The sequence below is a fragment of the Azorhizobium sp. AG788 genome (genome assembly GCF_004364705.1).
Classification (GTDB): Bacteria; Pseudomonadota; Alphaproteobacteria; order Rhizobiales; family Xanthobacteraceae; genus Azorhizobium; species Azorhizobium caulinodans.
The window spans coordinates 130,827-144,400 of sequence record NZ_SOBM01000006.1 but is presented as its reverse complement, the minus strand read 5'-3'; the positions used below and the strand labels follow the sequence as shown (position 1 = coordinate 144,400).

The 13,574-nt window shown below is 67.2% G+C and carries 15 protein-coding genes; 10 read left to right on the top strand and 5 right to left on the bottom strand.

Annotation, left to right across the window (positions count from 1 at the left end; all coding sequences use genetic code 11):
- Positions 1 to 62: 62 nt before the first annotated feature.
- The gene (locus tag DFO45_RS16690; RefSeq protein ID WP_012169725.1) at positions 63 to 665 is read right to left on the bottom strand and encodes a L,D-transpeptidase; all 603 of its coding nucleotides are present in this window, start codon (positions 663 to 665) and stop codon (positions 63 to 65) included.
- Between the two features lie 317 nt (positions 666 to 982).
- Here DFO45_RS16690 and DFO45_RS16685 point away from each other — a divergent pair, with 317 nt between their 5' ends.
- Positions 983 to 1,186 carry a hypothetical protein gene (locus tag DFO45_RS16685; RefSeq protein WP_043878982.1) on the top strand — a complete coding sequence of 68 codons (204 nt, stop codon included), beginning with the start codon at positions 983 to 985 and terminating at the stop codon, positions 1,184 to 1,186.
- Positions 1,187 to 1,317: 131 nt separating this feature from the next.
- A complete protein-coding gene (locus DFO45_RS16680) occupies positions 1,318 to 2,298 on the top strand; it encodes a magnesium transporter CorA family protein (RefSeq protein ID WP_133865769.1) in 981 nt (326 codons plus the stop codon).
- A gap of 12 nt (positions 2,299 to 2,310) precedes the next feature.
- Here DFO45_RS16680 and DFO45_RS16675 read toward each other — a convergent pair whose 3' ends face one another.
- Both DFO45_RS16675 and pdxH read right to left on the bottom strand, forming a co-directional pair.
- Complete coding sequence (locus tag DFO45_RS16675) at positions 2,311 to 3,060, bottom strand: SDR family oxidoreductase (protein ID WP_043878983.1); 750 nt, start codon at positions 3,058 to 3,060, stop codon at positions 2,311 to 2,313.
- A gap of 86 nt (positions 3,061 to 3,146) precedes the next feature.
- On the bottom strand, positions 3,147 to 3,785 hold the full coding sequence (gene pdxH / locus DFO45_RS16670; protein ID WP_043878984.1) for a pyridoxamine 5'-phosphate oxidase: 639 nt from the start codon (positions 3,783 to 3,785) through the stop codon (positions 3,147 to 3,149).
- 142 nt (positions 3,786 to 3,927) lie between these two features.
- On the opposite strand from pdxH, the gene DFO45_RS16665 reads away from it, so the two are divergent.
- Together DFO45_RS16665 and DFO45_RS16660 are read left to right on the top strand one after the other, a co-directional pair.
- On the top strand, positions 3,928 to 4,305 hold the full coding sequence (locus DFO45_RS16665; protein ID WP_166657160.1) for an RT0821/Lpp0805 family surface protein: 378 nt from the start codon (positions 3,928 to 3,930) through the stop codon (positions 4,303 to 4,305).
- Positions 4,306 to 4,639: 334 nt separating this feature from the next.
- Positions 4,640 to 5,614 (top strand): DnaJ C-terminal domain-containing protein, encoded by a 975-nt coding sequence (locus DFO45_RS16660; protein ID WP_012169730.1) that lies wholly within the window; start codon positions 4,640 to 4,642, stop codon positions 5,612 to 5,614.
- A 108-nt stretch (positions 5,615 to 5,722) separates the two neighbouring features.
- Here DFO45_RS16660 and DFO45_RS16655 read toward each other — a convergent pair whose 3' ends face one another.
- On the bottom strand, positions 5,723 to 6,424 hold the full coding sequence (locus tag DFO45_RS16655; protein WP_012169731.1) for a response regulator transcription factor CtrA: 702 nt from the start codon (positions 6,422 to 6,424) through the stop codon (positions 5,723 to 5,725).
- 450 nt (positions 6,425 to 6,874) lie between these two features.
- Between DFO45_RS16655 and DFO45_RS16650 the strand changes: the two genes are divergently transcribed.
- The 3 genes from DFO45_RS16650 (at position 6,875) to DFO45_RS16640 (ending at position 8,802) form a co-directional block, all read left to right on the top strand.
- A complete protein-coding gene (locus DFO45_RS16650; protein WP_133865767.1) occupies positions 6,875 to 7,267 on the top strand; it encodes a flagellar export protein FliJ in 393 nt (130 codons plus the stop codon).
- A 162-nt stretch (positions 7,268 to 7,429) separates the two neighbouring features.
- The gene (locus tag DFO45_RS16645; protein WP_012169733.1) at positions 7,430 to 7,966 is read left to right on the top strand and encodes a sigma-70 family RNA polymerase sigma factor; all 537 of its coding nucleotides are present in this window, start codon (positions 7,430 to 7,432) and stop codon (positions 7,964 to 7,966) included.
- Positions 7,963 to 8,802, top strand: a complete 840-nt coding sequence (locus DFO45_RS16640) for an anti-sigma factor (RefSeq protein ID WP_133865766.1) — start codon at positions 7,963 to 7,965, stop codon at positions 8,800 to 8,802. Before DFO45_RS16645 ends, DFO45_RS16640 begins: the two co-directional genes overlap by 4 nt.
- A 10-nt stretch (positions 8,803 to 8,812) precedes the next feature.
- On the opposite strand, the gene DFO45_RS16635 is transcribed toward DFO45_RS16640, so the two are convergent.
- Positions 8,813 to 10,021 (bottom strand): GGDEF domain-containing protein, encoded by a 1,209-nt coding sequence (locus tag DFO45_RS16635; RefSeq protein WP_133865765.1) that lies wholly within the window; start codon positions 10,019 to 10,021, stop codon positions 8,813 to 8,815.
- Between the two features lie 203 nt (positions 10,022 to 10,224).
- On the opposite strand from DFO45_RS16635, the gene DFO45_RS16630 reads away from it, so the two are divergent.
- From DFO45_RS16630 to DFO45_RS16620, 3 genes are all read left to right on the top strand, one after another.
- Positions 10,225 to 11,322 carry a sulfate ABC transporter ATP-binding protein gene (locus tag DFO45_RS16630; RefSeq protein WP_133865764.1) on the top strand — a complete coding sequence of 366 codons (1,098 nt, stop codon included), beginning with the start codon at positions 10,225 to 10,227 and terminating at the stop codon, positions 11,320 to 11,322.
- 43 nt (positions 11,323 to 11,365) lie between these two features.
- Entirely contained in the window at positions 11,366 to 12,349 is a 984-nt protein-coding gene (speB, locus tag DFO45_RS16625) for an agmatinase (protein ID WP_012169737.1), read from the top strand.
- Positions 12,350 to 12,496: 147 nt separating this feature from the next.
- Entirely contained in the window at positions 12,497 to 13,561 is a 1,065-nt protein-coding gene (locus DFO45_RS16620) for an ionic transporter (protein ID WP_133865763.1), read from the top strand.
- Positions 13,562 to 13,574 lie beyond the last annotated feature (13 nt).

Genomic DNA, 13,574 nt, shown 5'->3' with positions numbered 1-13,574 from the left:
GAAAAACCCCGCCGGTGCGCCCGGCGGGGTTTTCTTGTTCAGGCCATCGCGGCGCGTGCAGTTCAGAGAACCACCACGTTGGCGCCAACGGGCACGCGGTTGAACAGGTCGATCACGTCCTCGTTCAGCATGCGGATGCAGCCGGATGAGATGGCCTGACCAAGCAGTTCGGGCTGGTTGGTGCCATGGATGCGGAAGAGCGTGTCGCGGTTGCCCTGATAGAGGTACAGCGCGCGGGCGCCCATCGGGTTCTGCGGGCCGCCGTTGACGTAGCTCGGCAGGCCGGCGATGCGCTGGTGGATTTCCGGGGTGGGGGTCCAGCTCGGCCATTCGGCCTTGCGGCCCACCTTCGCTTCGCCACGGAACGCCAGGCTCTCTTCGCCCACGGTCACGCCATAGCGGATCGCGGTGCCGTCGCCCTGCACGTAGTAGAGCATGCGCTTGTCGGTATCGACCACGATGGTGCCGGGCTTCTCCTTGCCGGAGTAGCTCACGATCTGACGGGCGAATTCGCCTTCCGGCTTCACCTTCGGATACGGCGCATTCGCGAGAAGCTGCTTGTCGCGCGGCTTGAGGGAAGCCTCCGGCGCCGGTTGAAGCTGGTTGGTCTGGCAGCCCGCTAGCACAATACCCGTCAAAACAGCCGCAATCGCCCGCGCCCGCATGGCCGCCTCTTCAATGTTTGGAAAATCTCGTCGAATCGAGATGTCAGGATTGGATTAACCTAACCCTCCCGGGCCTTGAAGGGGCCACCGTGCTGCCATGTTCAGTGCCGGGAAACCTGTTGCACAAAAGCCGCAGATGCTCACCCATCGTCAGGCGTTAACGGCTCATTGCAAGCTTCGCGCGATGCTGTCCCCGTAAGACCTTGGACTCGTCCCCGGGCGTGCAAAGTTTCGACGCAGTTCAACTCCATCTGTCGAAGGGCACACACGGAGGCGACCGCTGCTTCAGGAAGCGGTACGCAAAAGGAGTAGGGACAATGTCGGCCAATACCGTCCAGGGGCAGCAAGCCCGTCTGGAAGCCGAGAGCAAGCATTTCGCGGGTCAGGCAGCCCAGTGGCGCGAGATCGGCATCAATGCCGTCGCTGCCGCGGCCCAGTATTCCCCGGCCAAGGACGCTAAGACCCAGAATGGCGAGAAGAAAGTCGTAACCATCCGCGACATCGAATTCCTGGCGGCCTGAGGCCGGACCAGATCGATTGCCTTCGCGCCGTGTGGCGGCCGCGCTCTTGAAGAGGCGGCGCCGGGTTCGGCCTGATGGCAGGTGGTTGCTGAGCGCCCGAGGCGTGGCGCGCGGACTGGAGCCGAGCGCCCATGCTGATTGCCTATGTCCCCCGCGCGGGTGCGCTGGTGTCGGAGGTCGTTGCCGCCGACGCCAACATCCCGGCCGGGGCGGTCTGGCTCGATCTGATCGCGCCGGAAGCGTTCGAGGACCGCACCATCGAGCGGGCCCTCGGCATCGAGATTCCCACGCGCGAAGAGATGCGGGAGATCGAGGCCTCCTCCCGCCTCTATGCGGAGCGGGGCGCCCGCTACATGACGCTGTCGGTGCTCTGCGGCGCGCAGACCGACACGCCCGAGGTCACGCCCGTGACCTTCATCCTGACCGACGCCGTCCTCGTGACGGTGCGCTACAGCGAACCGAAGGCCTTTCCCTTGCTGGCCGATCGGCTGCGCCGCGCCTGCCCCGATCCGCTCTCGGCGGAGACGCTTCTCACCGAACTGCTCGACGCGATCATCGACCGCGTGGCCGACGTGCTGGAGATGTGCGGCGACGGCATCGACCGCCTGTCCCGGCGCACCTTCGAGCCGCAGGCCAAGGGTAGCGACGCCAACCAGATCTATCGCGCGATCCTCACCCAGCTTGGCCGCAAGGAGCGCCTCACCTCCTACGCGCGGGAAAGCCTGTCCTCGCTCACCCGCCTGCTCGCCTTCCTCGGCGCCGATATCGTGGAAGGGCACACGCTGAGCCCCAAGGGCCGCGATGCGGTGAAGAGCATGATGCGCGATGTGACGGGCCTGTCCGACTATGCGGTCTTCCTCGTCACCAAGTTGCAGTTCCTGCTCGACGCCACCATCGGCATGGTGAGCCTCGAGCAGAACAACATCATTAAGATCTTCGCCGTGCTCTCGGTGGTGCTGATGCCGCCCACCCTGATCGCCTCGATCTACGGCATGAATTTCCAGCACATGCCCGAACTGGCCGAGACCTACGGTTATCCCCTGGCGCTCTGCGCCATGGTGGTGTCGGGCATCCTGCCCTACCTCTTCTTCAAATGGCGGCGCTGGCTCTGAGCCTTCGGCGGCTCAGACGTGCTGACCGCCGTTGATGAGGATTTCCGCGCCATTGAGATAGGACGAGGTCTCCGTGCACAGCACGTAGATGATCTTCGCCACCTCGTCCGGCGTGCCGAGGCGCCGAAGGGGGATTTGCGCCACGATCTTGTCCGTGCCCGGAGAAAGAATAGCGGTGTCGATCTCGCCCGGCGCAATGGCGTTCACCCGCACGCCGCGCGGCCCGAAGTCCGCCGCCATCTCACGGGTCAGGGCCGCAAGAGCCGCCTTCGAGGTGGCATAGGCGGCGCCCGCGAACGGATGCACCCGCGAGCCGGCGATGGAGGTAACGTTCACAACCGAGCCCTGCGCCTTCTCCAGTTCAGAGACCAGCCCGCGCGCCAGCATGATGGAGGCGAAGAAATTCACCTGGAACACCTGCATCCACACGTCGTGGGGGGTGTCCAGCGTGCCGAGCCGCGAGCCGCCCTCGCCCTTGGGCGAGATGCCGGCATTGTTGACGAGCGCGTGCAGTTCGCCATTGGGCAGACGGTTCTTGATTTCCTCCACCGCCGCCAGCGTGTCGTCCGGATTGCCCAGATCCACCTGGATGTGGTCCTCGGGGCCGGCTGCCCAGGGGCACTGTTCCGGGAACGGCTGGCGCGAGCAGGTGATGACACGCCAGCCGGCGCTGGAGAAGCGTTTGACCGTGGCGTGGCCGATGCCGCGCGAGGCGCCGGTGAGGAGCATGATGCGCGGCGGCTGGTTGGAAACGGCGACCATGGTGCGGACTTTCGGAAGGGAGGATGCTGCGGTGCAACGTCTTGTTTGAACCGCAGGCAGCACGGGCAGCGCCCGACGGTCAAGGATCAGGGATAAAGACGGCTCTTTTCCCAGTCGATTTCCGGATTTTCCCGCTTGAAAACGACGCGGTCGTGCAGCCGGAACGGGCGATCGTGCCAGAATTCAATCTGCACCGGCAGGATGCGGAAACCGGTCCAGTGGGGCGGGCGCGGCACGCTGCCGACGGCGTAGCGGGCAGTCGTGGTGGCGACCGCCGCCTCGAGGGCGAAGCGCCCTTCCAGCGGGCGGGACTGCTGGCTCGCCCAGGCGCCGATCTGCGATAGGCGGGGGCGGGTGGCGAAATAGGCATCCGCTTCGGCGTCGGTTACCCGCTCCACCGGGCCGCGCACACGCACCTGACGGCGCAGGCTTTTCCAGTGGAACACCAGCGCCGCCTTGGGGTGAGCGGTCAGCTCCCGACCCTTGGCGCTCTCGGTGTTGGTATAGAAAACGAAGCCCCGGTCATCGAGCCCCTTCAGCAGCACCATGCGGGCATCCGGCAGTCCGTCGGGATCGACGGTGGCGAGCGTCATGGCATTGGGGTCATTGGGTTCCGAGCGTTCCGCATCCTTCAGCCATTCGGAAAACAGCCGGAACGGTTCATCGGCGGCGGTGAAATCACCAGACGTTAAGGGGTTCTGGGGTTCCATGGCGGAATCGGACATGACAGGAGCCAATCGCGTGTCGCCGCATCGGTATTTCGTACGGCGCGGGCCGGAGATACGGCGCCCATATAGGCGCGATGTCGCCGCGCGGCCAGTGCTTCGCGCGGTCCGATTGGTCGCGGCCGGATGCGTGGCGCTGTCCATGGCCGGGTGCGGGGCACTGATCCGCGACGATGACGCGCTCGTCACCGGCTCCATCAAGCCCCAGCCCCTGTCGCTCGCGGTGCCCCAGGGGGCGCCGCCCGCCGGCATTGCGGTCAGTGACTGGATGCAGGCCAAGCTTGCCCTGGAGGGCGCCCTCGCCGCCAAGGAGGAGGGGGCCAGCATGCCGTGGGAGAACAAGGCCACCGGCGCGCACGGCACCGCCACCCCCGTCGGGGCCGTGAAGGACAACAAGTGCCGCGACTTCCGTATCGGCATCGTCGATCATCGCGGCGAGCACTGGGTGCAGGGCGAGGCATGCCGCGACACGCGCGGCATCACGCTGCTCAACCAGGTCCGCATCCTCGGCCAGGCCTGAGGTTTCGGCGCGGGTCAGCGTGGGCCGTGCGGCCCTGATGCCGCAGGCGGCGGGAAAGCACGCCTTGCCACGCCGAAGCGATGCTGGCGCAAGCCTCGGGTGCGCAAGCTTGCGGCAAGCGAACTTGAGCACCCGGCCCCGAGCCTCCGGTCAGCATGAATGAAGGGCGTTCCGCCCGCCGCGCGCCGGCCCGACAGGGCCGTGCGGCGCAGAATCGTGCTATCCGGATCATGACTTGGGGAAGGGCTTGAGTTCCCCCGTTGCAATCGAGCAACATAACACCACATGAAAGGCGCGGCTGGCCGCTGAGTGCCGGCCCTGAGGTTGTTTACCCATGCGCGATCCTTACGACATCCTCGGCGTAGCGAAGACCGCCGACGAAGCCGAGATCAAGCGCGCCTTTCGGCGCCAGGCCAAACAGTTGCACCCCGACGCCAACACGTCGGACCCGAAGGCGCAGGACAAGTTTGCCGAGCTGAATTCCGCCTACGAGCTCCTGTCCGACAAGGACAAGCGCGGCCAGTTTGACCGCGGTGAGATCGATGCGGAGGGCAAGCCGCGGATGCACGATTTCGCCGGCTTCGGCGCGGGCGGACGTGGCGGCCGGTCCCGCGGCTTCAGCGGCTTCGATGGCGACACGATTTTCGAGAGCTTCACCTTCGGTCCCGAAGGCCAGACCGGCTACACCCGCCGGGGCGGCGGAGGCGGCCGCGCGGGCGGGCCGAACTTCGACGACATCGGCGACATCTTCGGCTTCGGCCGCCAGCAGCGCGCCGCCGGGGGCGGCTTTACGCCCAAGCGGGGGGACGACGTGGAGATGACCGTCACCGTCGACCTCGAGGAGGCGGCCCAGGGCGCGAGCAAGCGCGTCACCTTGCCCAACGGCAAGACGGTGGAGCTGAAGATCGCCGCCGGCACGGCGGAAGGCCACAAGATGCGCCTGAAGGGGCAGGGCGAGCAGAGCTTCGAGGGCGGCAGCCCCGGCGACGCCTTCGTGACCATCGCCTATGCGCCCCATCCCCGCTTCCGCCGCGACGGCGAGGACCTGCGCACCGAGGTGATGGTGCCGCTGGAAGATGCGGTTCTGGGTGCCAAGGTGCGCGTGCCGACCCTCTCGGGTGCGGTCGAGCTCAACGTTCCGGCCTGGACGTCGGGCGGGCGGACCTTCCGCCTGCGCGGCAAGGGCATGCCCAAGACAGGCGGCGGCGCGGGCGATCTGCTCGTCACCACGAACGTCGCCCTGCCCGAGACGCCCGATGCGGAACTCGAGGCGCTGCTGCGCAAGCGCCGGGACAAGGGGGCCGCCTGATCGGCGCGCCGAGCCCGGTTGCCGCCGGCTTCGATCATTTCACAGAACGCAAAAGGCCCCGCCAACCGGCGGGGCCTTTTGTTTGGAACCGGTGTCCGCGCGGCGTCGTCAGGACGCGATGCGCTCCACTGTGCCGTTCGGCTCACGCAGCACATAGCCGCGACCCCAGACGGTCTCGATGTAGTTCTTGCCGGCGGAGGCGTTCGCGAGCTTCTTCCGGAGCTTGCAGATGAAGACGTCGATGATCTTCAGCTCCGGCTCGTCCATGCCGCCGTAGAGATGGTTGAGGAACATCTCCTTGGTCAGGGTCGTGCCCTTGCGCAGGGAGAGGAGTTCCAGCATCTGATATTCCTTGCCGGTCAGATGCACCCGTGCGCCTTCCACCTCCACCGTCTTGGTGTCGAGGTTGACGATCAGGTCGCCGGTCTGGATTACCGACTGGGCATGGCCCTTCGAGCGGCGGACGATGGCATGGATGCGCGCCACCATCTCGTCCTTGTGGAAGGGCTTCGTCAGATAATCGTCCGCACCGAAGCCAAAGCCCTTGACCTTGTCCTCGGTATTGGCAAGGCCGGAAAGGATCAGGATGGGGGTCTTGACCTTGGCGAGGCGCAGCGAGCGCAGAACCTCGAAACCGGACATGTCCGGCAAGTTCAGGTCAAGAAGAATGATGTCGTACTCGTACACCTTGCCGAGATCGACGCCTTCTTCACCGAGATCCGTCGTGTAGACGTTGAAACTTTCCGACTTCAGCATCAGCTCGATGCTTTGGGCGGTCGCACTGTCGTCCTCGATGAGCAAGACGCGCATGGCAATCCCTTTCCTCGCAACAACCCGAATGGCGGGGTGCCGCCCTCCGTGTGCTCGGCCGACCGTGTGATTCGCGTTACGTGTGTTGAATGGTTAACCGAAACCGATTCGCTCGGACAAGAGTCCTTGCGAAAAACTTTGTGCACGGGCGCTTCGACTGACTCTACGCCCCTCACTCAAGTCCTCGTGTTAACCCACACTGTAACGTCGCACCGCCGCGCGAGCGCTTTGTCTGTCCGGAACGCGCGCCACTGTCGCCCGCTCCGAACCGTGAGGTCATCATTAACGAAGGGGGTAAACGATTGGTTGCCAGAGCGGCGGCCCGTTCGATTTTCCCCGTCGCGTGGGCTTGGCGGTAAGGAAACGACAACCGTATGTGGCCATGCTCCTTGCGGAAAGGGACCGGAACCCCGGCTCCCGCCTTGTCGCGTGCCTCGGAGTGTCGCGTTCATGAAATCGCGTGAGCCCCTCATCCGTGCCAAAAGGTTCAAGATCGAGGACGCCCGCCGTCGCCTCGCACAGATCGACACCATGATCGCGGAATTTGACCGCATGGCGTCGGAGCTCGAGCGGGACATTGCGGCGGAGGAGCAGCGCTCCGGCATCACCGATCCCAAGCATTTTGCCTATCCCCCGCTCGCCGCTTCGGCGCGCCAGCGCCGCGAGAACCTCGTGCGCTCGGCGGACGAACTGCGCGGCCAGCGTGCGGAGGCCCAGGCCGCCTTCGACGAGGCGGAAGCGGAACTCGGTCTCGTGGAAGCCGCCGGCGAGCGCGAGCGTGGCGATGGCGAGCCCATCGAGCGCCGTGCGGCGTGGCGGCAGGGCGAACCCGCGCGTCTGTGATCGGCGATCGGGAGGAGGCGGGTGACAAGAGGTCGCGCCGCGTTCACGCTGGTCGCGCAATCCGCCGCCTCCCTTGCCTTCAATGATCCGGTCTGGTGGCGGAACCACCCCTTCGGGGTCCCGTTGCCGTGGGTCGGGCCCCCACCATGGGACTGAACCGTCGTGACGAGCGCTGAACGCCTGACCCCGCTCCTCGCCGCCATCGCGGAGCGCGACCTCGACGCCATGGAACAGCTCTACAAGCTGTCCAGTCCGAAACTCTATGGCCTGTGCCTGCGCATCCTGCGCCGGCCGGAACTGGCGCGCGCCGCCCTCAAGAGCGCCTATCTGCGCGTGTGGAAGAGCGCCAGGACGGCGCCGACGGACCTCGACCCGCTCGCCTGGCTCGTGTGCGTGACCCGCGAGGCGGCGCTGGAGATGGCGCGGACCATGGAGAATACGGGCGAGGCCTGGGAGCCCTTCTCGGTGGAGGACCCGGCGGACGATCCGCTCGCCGCGCCCGCGCATTCGCCCGAACTGAAGCGCCTGCTCGCCTGCCTCGGCACCTTGTCGGAGGAGCGCCGGCGCATGTTCCTGCTCGCTTATTATGACGGCTGGAGCCGCGAGGCGCTGTCCGTCTATTTCGACGCCCCCATGCCCACCATCAGCACCTGGCTGAAGCGCAGCGTGGCCGAGATCGACGAGTGTCTGGCCAAATGAACCTCTCCGAGGACGATCGTCAGTTCGTCGCCGAATATGTGCTCGGCACGCTTCCGGCCGCCCTGCGGCTGATGATCCGCAGCCGGATCGAGGAGGAGCGCGCGTTCGGTGCCGTGTCCCGGCAATGGGAACAGCGCCTGTCGCCTCTGCACGAGCTGGTGGTGCCGGTCGCGCCGCCGGCCGATCTGTGGCGCGATGTCGCCGTCAATCTCATTCCCCGTCCGATCGAGCGCACGCCGGACGAGCCCGCCAAGCCTGCCGATGCGAAGGGCAAGGCCAAGGACGGGAAAGGGGCGAAGGAAGCTAAGGGAGCGAAGGGGCCGGGTGGCTTCGCCATTCCCGCAGCCGTCGATGCCGCCGAGGCGCCGCCGATCATCGAACTCGCCCCCAACGCTGCCATCCTCAGCCAGATGCGCCGCTGGCGCTGGGCCGCCATCGGCCTCGGCGTGCTGCTGGTCGCGTGCGCGGGCACCTTCGGCTATCGCGAATGGGATCGCTCCGTGGCCCAGCGCTATTTTGCCCTGCTGCAGGAAGGGCGCGCCGCATCCGTCCTCGTGCGGATCGATGTCAGCGACGGCGACGTGACCGTGCGCCCGCTGGTTGATCCCGCGCCCGCCGGCAAGTCCTATCAACTCTGGATCGTGCCGGACGGCCAGTCGCCCCGGTCGCTCGGCACCTTCTCGTCCAGCTTCGCCACCCGGTCGGACGTCGTGCGCAAGCTGGGCGCCAAGGTGGCGGCCAAGGCCACGCTCCAGGTGACGCTGGAGCCGGAAGGCGGCACATCCGAATTGCCGAGCGGCGATGTGCTCTATTCGGGACGCCTTTTGCCGGAGTGACGCGAGAGGCTCAGGCGACGCCCGTGGAGGCGGCGGCGCCCCCGGCGTGTGGGGCCGCCGGCTGGGGCGTGACGAGCGGCGCCGCGAGCACCACCCGGTTGCGGCCTCCGTCCTTGGCGGCATAGAGCGCATGGTCCGCGGCATCGATCATGCGGTCGATGCCGGCCACGCGCTGCCCGGCCTCCAGGCTTGCGACGCCGATCGCGACCGTGGCCTCCACCGCATGGCCTTCCACTTCCCGCAGATCGTCCATCACCTGCCGCCGCAGGCGCTCCGCCATCACGCAGGCCACATCCGATCCGGCATCCTTGAGCACGAGGCAGAATTCCTCGCCGCCATAGCGCCCCACGAGATCGCCCCGGCGCAGCAGCTTGCGCGCAACCTGCGCGAAGGCCCGCAGCACCTGATCGCCGGTCCGGTGGCCGAAGCGGTCGTTGATGGATTTGAAGTGATCGAGATCCACCAGCAGCACCGAGACCGGACGCCCCGAGGCAAGGGCCGAGCGCAGCAGGGCGCTGGCGCCCATGAGCAGCGAACGGCGGTTGCTGAGTTCGGTAAGTTCGTCACAGCTGGCCATGCGGTCCAGCACCATGAACATGCCGCCGAAGTTCAGCCCGACGGTGAAGAAGAGGCCGGCGGCGAAGGTCCAGGCCATCTGCTCTGATGTCATGTCGCCGCCGAGCGGCCGGAAGCCGGCGAGACTGCCTGCGAGCCGCACCACCTGTATGGTGCACATGCCGGCAAGGAAGAGGGCGACCAGCATGCGGGAAAACGCCGGCGCATAGGACGGCACGTGGGCGAGCACGTAGGCGGAGCCGCCGAGCCAGCAACAGCAGATGAAGGTGTAGAGCACCACCCTGTCGTTCACGTTGGGCAGGAACAGCACGCACGCAATATAATAGAAGAGGGGCGTGGCGATCACCGCCAGCCAGATGGGCAGCGTGATCGGGCGCCGGTCGAAGGCGCGCATGCCGCAATAGGTGAGGGCGGCCCCCGTCAGCAGCCAGCCGTTGCTGAAGGGCGCCACGTTCGGCCCCAGGCGCCCGTTGGCGGCGGTCAGGACGGCAACCGAGCCGGCACAGAACAGGTCTGTGACACCCCAGAAGATGAGGCAGGTCTCGCTCCGGACATAGGCCCACGCCAGCAGCAGCAGCGCACCCATGAGGGTGGCCAGCACCACAGCGGCGAAGCCTATCGTCTGGAAATCGAGGGTGACCATAATCCGGGGGGGCCGAGACAATCAGGCTGTTGCGCAATCTTGATACCATTGCGCGGCTGTTCTGGGGCGGCAAGGAAAAGCTCGTCGCCGCTGGGCCTGCCCGCGCTGCCGGCAAAATGCCCCTCTCTCACCGTCACCGGTACATTCCGCCCATCGCCGCGGCATGGCATAAGGCGGGAGAAGCTGGAGGTCGTTTCCCGCCCATGACCGTTGCCGTTTCCGTGGAGAATGCAGTCAAGCGCTTCGGCCAGCAGATGGCGCTGGCCGATATCTCGCTGGATGTCGCGCCCGGTGAGCTTGTCGCGCTGCTGGGGCCGTCCGGCTCGGGAAAGACGACGCTGCTCAGGGCCATCGCCGGCCTCGAGGCGCTCGACGGCGGGCGGATCGTCCTCGACGGCGCCGATGCGGCCCATGTTCCGGTGCGCCACCGCGGCATCGGCTTCGTGTTCCAGCAATATGCGCTCTTCCGCCATATGAGCGTCGCCGACAATGTGGCCTACGGGCTGCGCTCGCGCCCGCGCGCCACCCGCCCCTCCGAGGCGGACATCCGCGCGCGGGTCTCCGATCTGCTGGGCCTTGTCCAACTGGAAGGCTATGGCGGGCGCTATCCGGCGCAGCTCTCGGGCGGCCAGCGCCAGCGCGTGGCGCTCGCCCGGGCGCTCGCCATCGAGCCGAAGGTGCTGCTGCTGGACGAGCCGTTCGGCGCGCTCGACGCTCTGGTGCGCAAGGAATTGCGGGCCTGGCTGCGCGAGCTGCACGACCGCACCGGCCACACCACCCTGTTCGTGACCCACGATCAGGACGAGGCGCTGGAGCTCGCCGACCGTGTGGTGGTGATGAGTGTCGGCCGCATCGAGCAGGTGGGGACCCCCGACGAGGTCTATGACCAGCCCGCGACGCCGCAAGTGTTCGGCTTCATGGGGGAATCGAGCCGGCTCGACGTGGAGGTGCGCGGCGGCGCTGCCTTTGCCGCCGGCGGTGCAGTGGCTGTGGCCATCGCGCCGGTTCCGGACGGCACCGGATCGCTCTTCGTCCGTCCGCAGGACGTGTCCATCGCCATGGCCGGCACGCCGGGCATGGAAGGCATCGTGCGCGGCTACCGGCGCCATGGCGCCATCCGGCGGCTTACCGTGGACGTGGCCGGCGGAGTGGTGGAGGCGGACATCTCGCCGGCCGTCCGTGCCGAGAATGGCACCAAGGTCGCGGTGCGCTTCAATCGGGCGCGGCTCTTTCCCGCGACCGGCGCCGGGGCCGACTGCCGGCCGCCAGTGGCCCACCAGAGCGGCGAATATGCCATCTGAGCGTGCGCCTCGAGGCGTGCGCCGATCTTCACGGGAGAGATGAATGTCGAGTGATCCCCTGGCGCCGCGCCCTGTCGATCGTGCGCTGGACCCCGGCTTCCGGCATGGCCAGTCCATGGAGCCGAACTATTCCGGCGTCACGTCCTTCCTGCGCCGGCGCTATGCCCGTGATGGCGGCGGCGCCGAGGTGGTCGTGTGGGGCGTGCCTCTGGACGTCACCGTCTCCAACCGGCCGGGCACCCGCTTCGGGCCGCGCGCGCTCCGCGCCGCCTCCAGCATCCTCGACGGCGATCCGCTGTTTCCGTTCCGCGCCGATCCCTTCGCCGCGCTGGACATGGCGGACGCGGGTGATTGCGTGTTCGATTACGGGCTGCCGGCGTCCATCCCCGCCGCCATCGAGGCGCAGGCGGCCCGTCTCTATGCCACCGGCGCCCATCTGGTGACGCTCGGCGGCGATCATTTCCTCACCTATCCGATCCTGAAGGCGTTGGTGGCAAAGACCGGCGCGCCAGTGGCGCTCGTCCAGTTCGACGCCCATCAGGACACCTGGGACGACGACGGGACCCGCGTCGATCACGGCACCATGATTACCCGCGCGGTGAAGGACGGGCTGATCCGGGTGGATCGCTCCATCCAGGTCGGTATCCGCACCCACGCGCCGCAGGATTACGGCATCGCGATCATCGACGGCTTTCAGGCCGGCGATCTCGGGCCGAAGGGGATCGCTGCCGCCATCGCGGCGCGCGTGGGCGATGCGCCGGTCTATCTCTCCTTCGATATCGACGCGATCGATCCCGCCTTTGCGCCCGGCACCGGCACGCCGGTCTGCGGGGGGCTGTCGAGCCGCGAGGCGCTCGATACCCTGCGCCGGCTCGGCGGGCTCGATCTCAAGGGGTTCGACGTGGTGGAAGTCTCGCCCCCCTATGACCATGCGGACGTAACGGCACTCGCCGGTGCATCCCTCGCCGCCTGCTATCTGGGCGTGCTTGCGGGCCGCAAGGCCTCCGGTGCATCCATCGTCCCTTGAGGCTGGCCCGGTCGCGCTCCGGGATTTCTTCGTCCGCAAGGCCGGCCGGGCGTTCACCCGGCCGGAAAGGCGCGCTTATCCGGGTGAACGGCGGCGGGGCAGGGCGCGCGCCAGAGCGCGCATGCGCGGGATTTTTCGGGGATTTTCATGCCGTTCATCTGGCTCGCTTATTTCTTTCCCCTGGCCGCGCTCGCCCTCGGCCTCGCCGTTTCCGTGCTGCCCGTCCCTTTCACGGGGACCCTGTCCTTCATCGAGACGGTGCTCCTCATCGGCACCTCCTTCGCGGCGGTCCATCATGCGGAGGGCATCTCGTCCCGGATCGGCCAGCCCTTCGGCACGCTGATCCTGACCCTGAGCGTCACCGTCATCGAGGTCTCGGTGCTGGTGGCCATGATGCTGAACGGCGAGAACAATCCCGGCGTCGGTCGGGAGGCGGTGCTCTCCACCGTCATGTTCGTCTGCACGGGGGTCGTGGGCGCCTGCCTGCTGGTGGGTGCGCTCCGCCACCGGGAGCAGGAGGTGCGCCAGCAGGGCGTGAATGGCTATCTTTCGGTCATCATCGCCATTTCGGTGCTGTGCCTGCTGCTGCCGCAAAATACCCACGCCGGCCTGATGGGTGCGGTGGACCCGTTCCAGATCTCCTTCATCATGTGCGGCACGGTGGTGCTCTACGGCGCCTTCCTCTTCATGCAGACGGTGCGCCACCGGGCGGACTTCATGCCGGAGGCGAGCGAGCCCGCCCCGGCGCGGCCGCGCCGTCTCGTGGTGCATATCCCGCTGCTGCTGGCGGCGCTCGGGGGCATCGTTCTTGTCTCGAGCGGGGTGGCTGCCGGCGTCGAGGAACTGCTCGACCGGCTGCATCTGCGCGATCCGGATGCCGTCATCAGCGCCGCCGTGGTGGCGATGCTGCTGCTGCCGGAGACCATCACCGCCATCCGCGCCGCCCGCGCCAACGATCTCCAGCGCAGCATCAACACGGCGCTCGGCTCGGCGCTTGCCACCATCGGCCTCACCATGCCGGCCATGGTGGCGATCAGCGTCTGGGTGGATCGTCCCATCTATCTGGGCATCGAGCCGGAGGACCGGGTGCAGTTGCTGCTGGTGCTGGTGCTGTCCATCGTCAGCTTCGGCACCGGCCGCACCAACCTGCTCAACGGCTTCGTGCATCTCGTGCTGTTCGCCATCTATGTGATGACGTTGTTCGTGCCGTGAGCCGGCGAAGCGG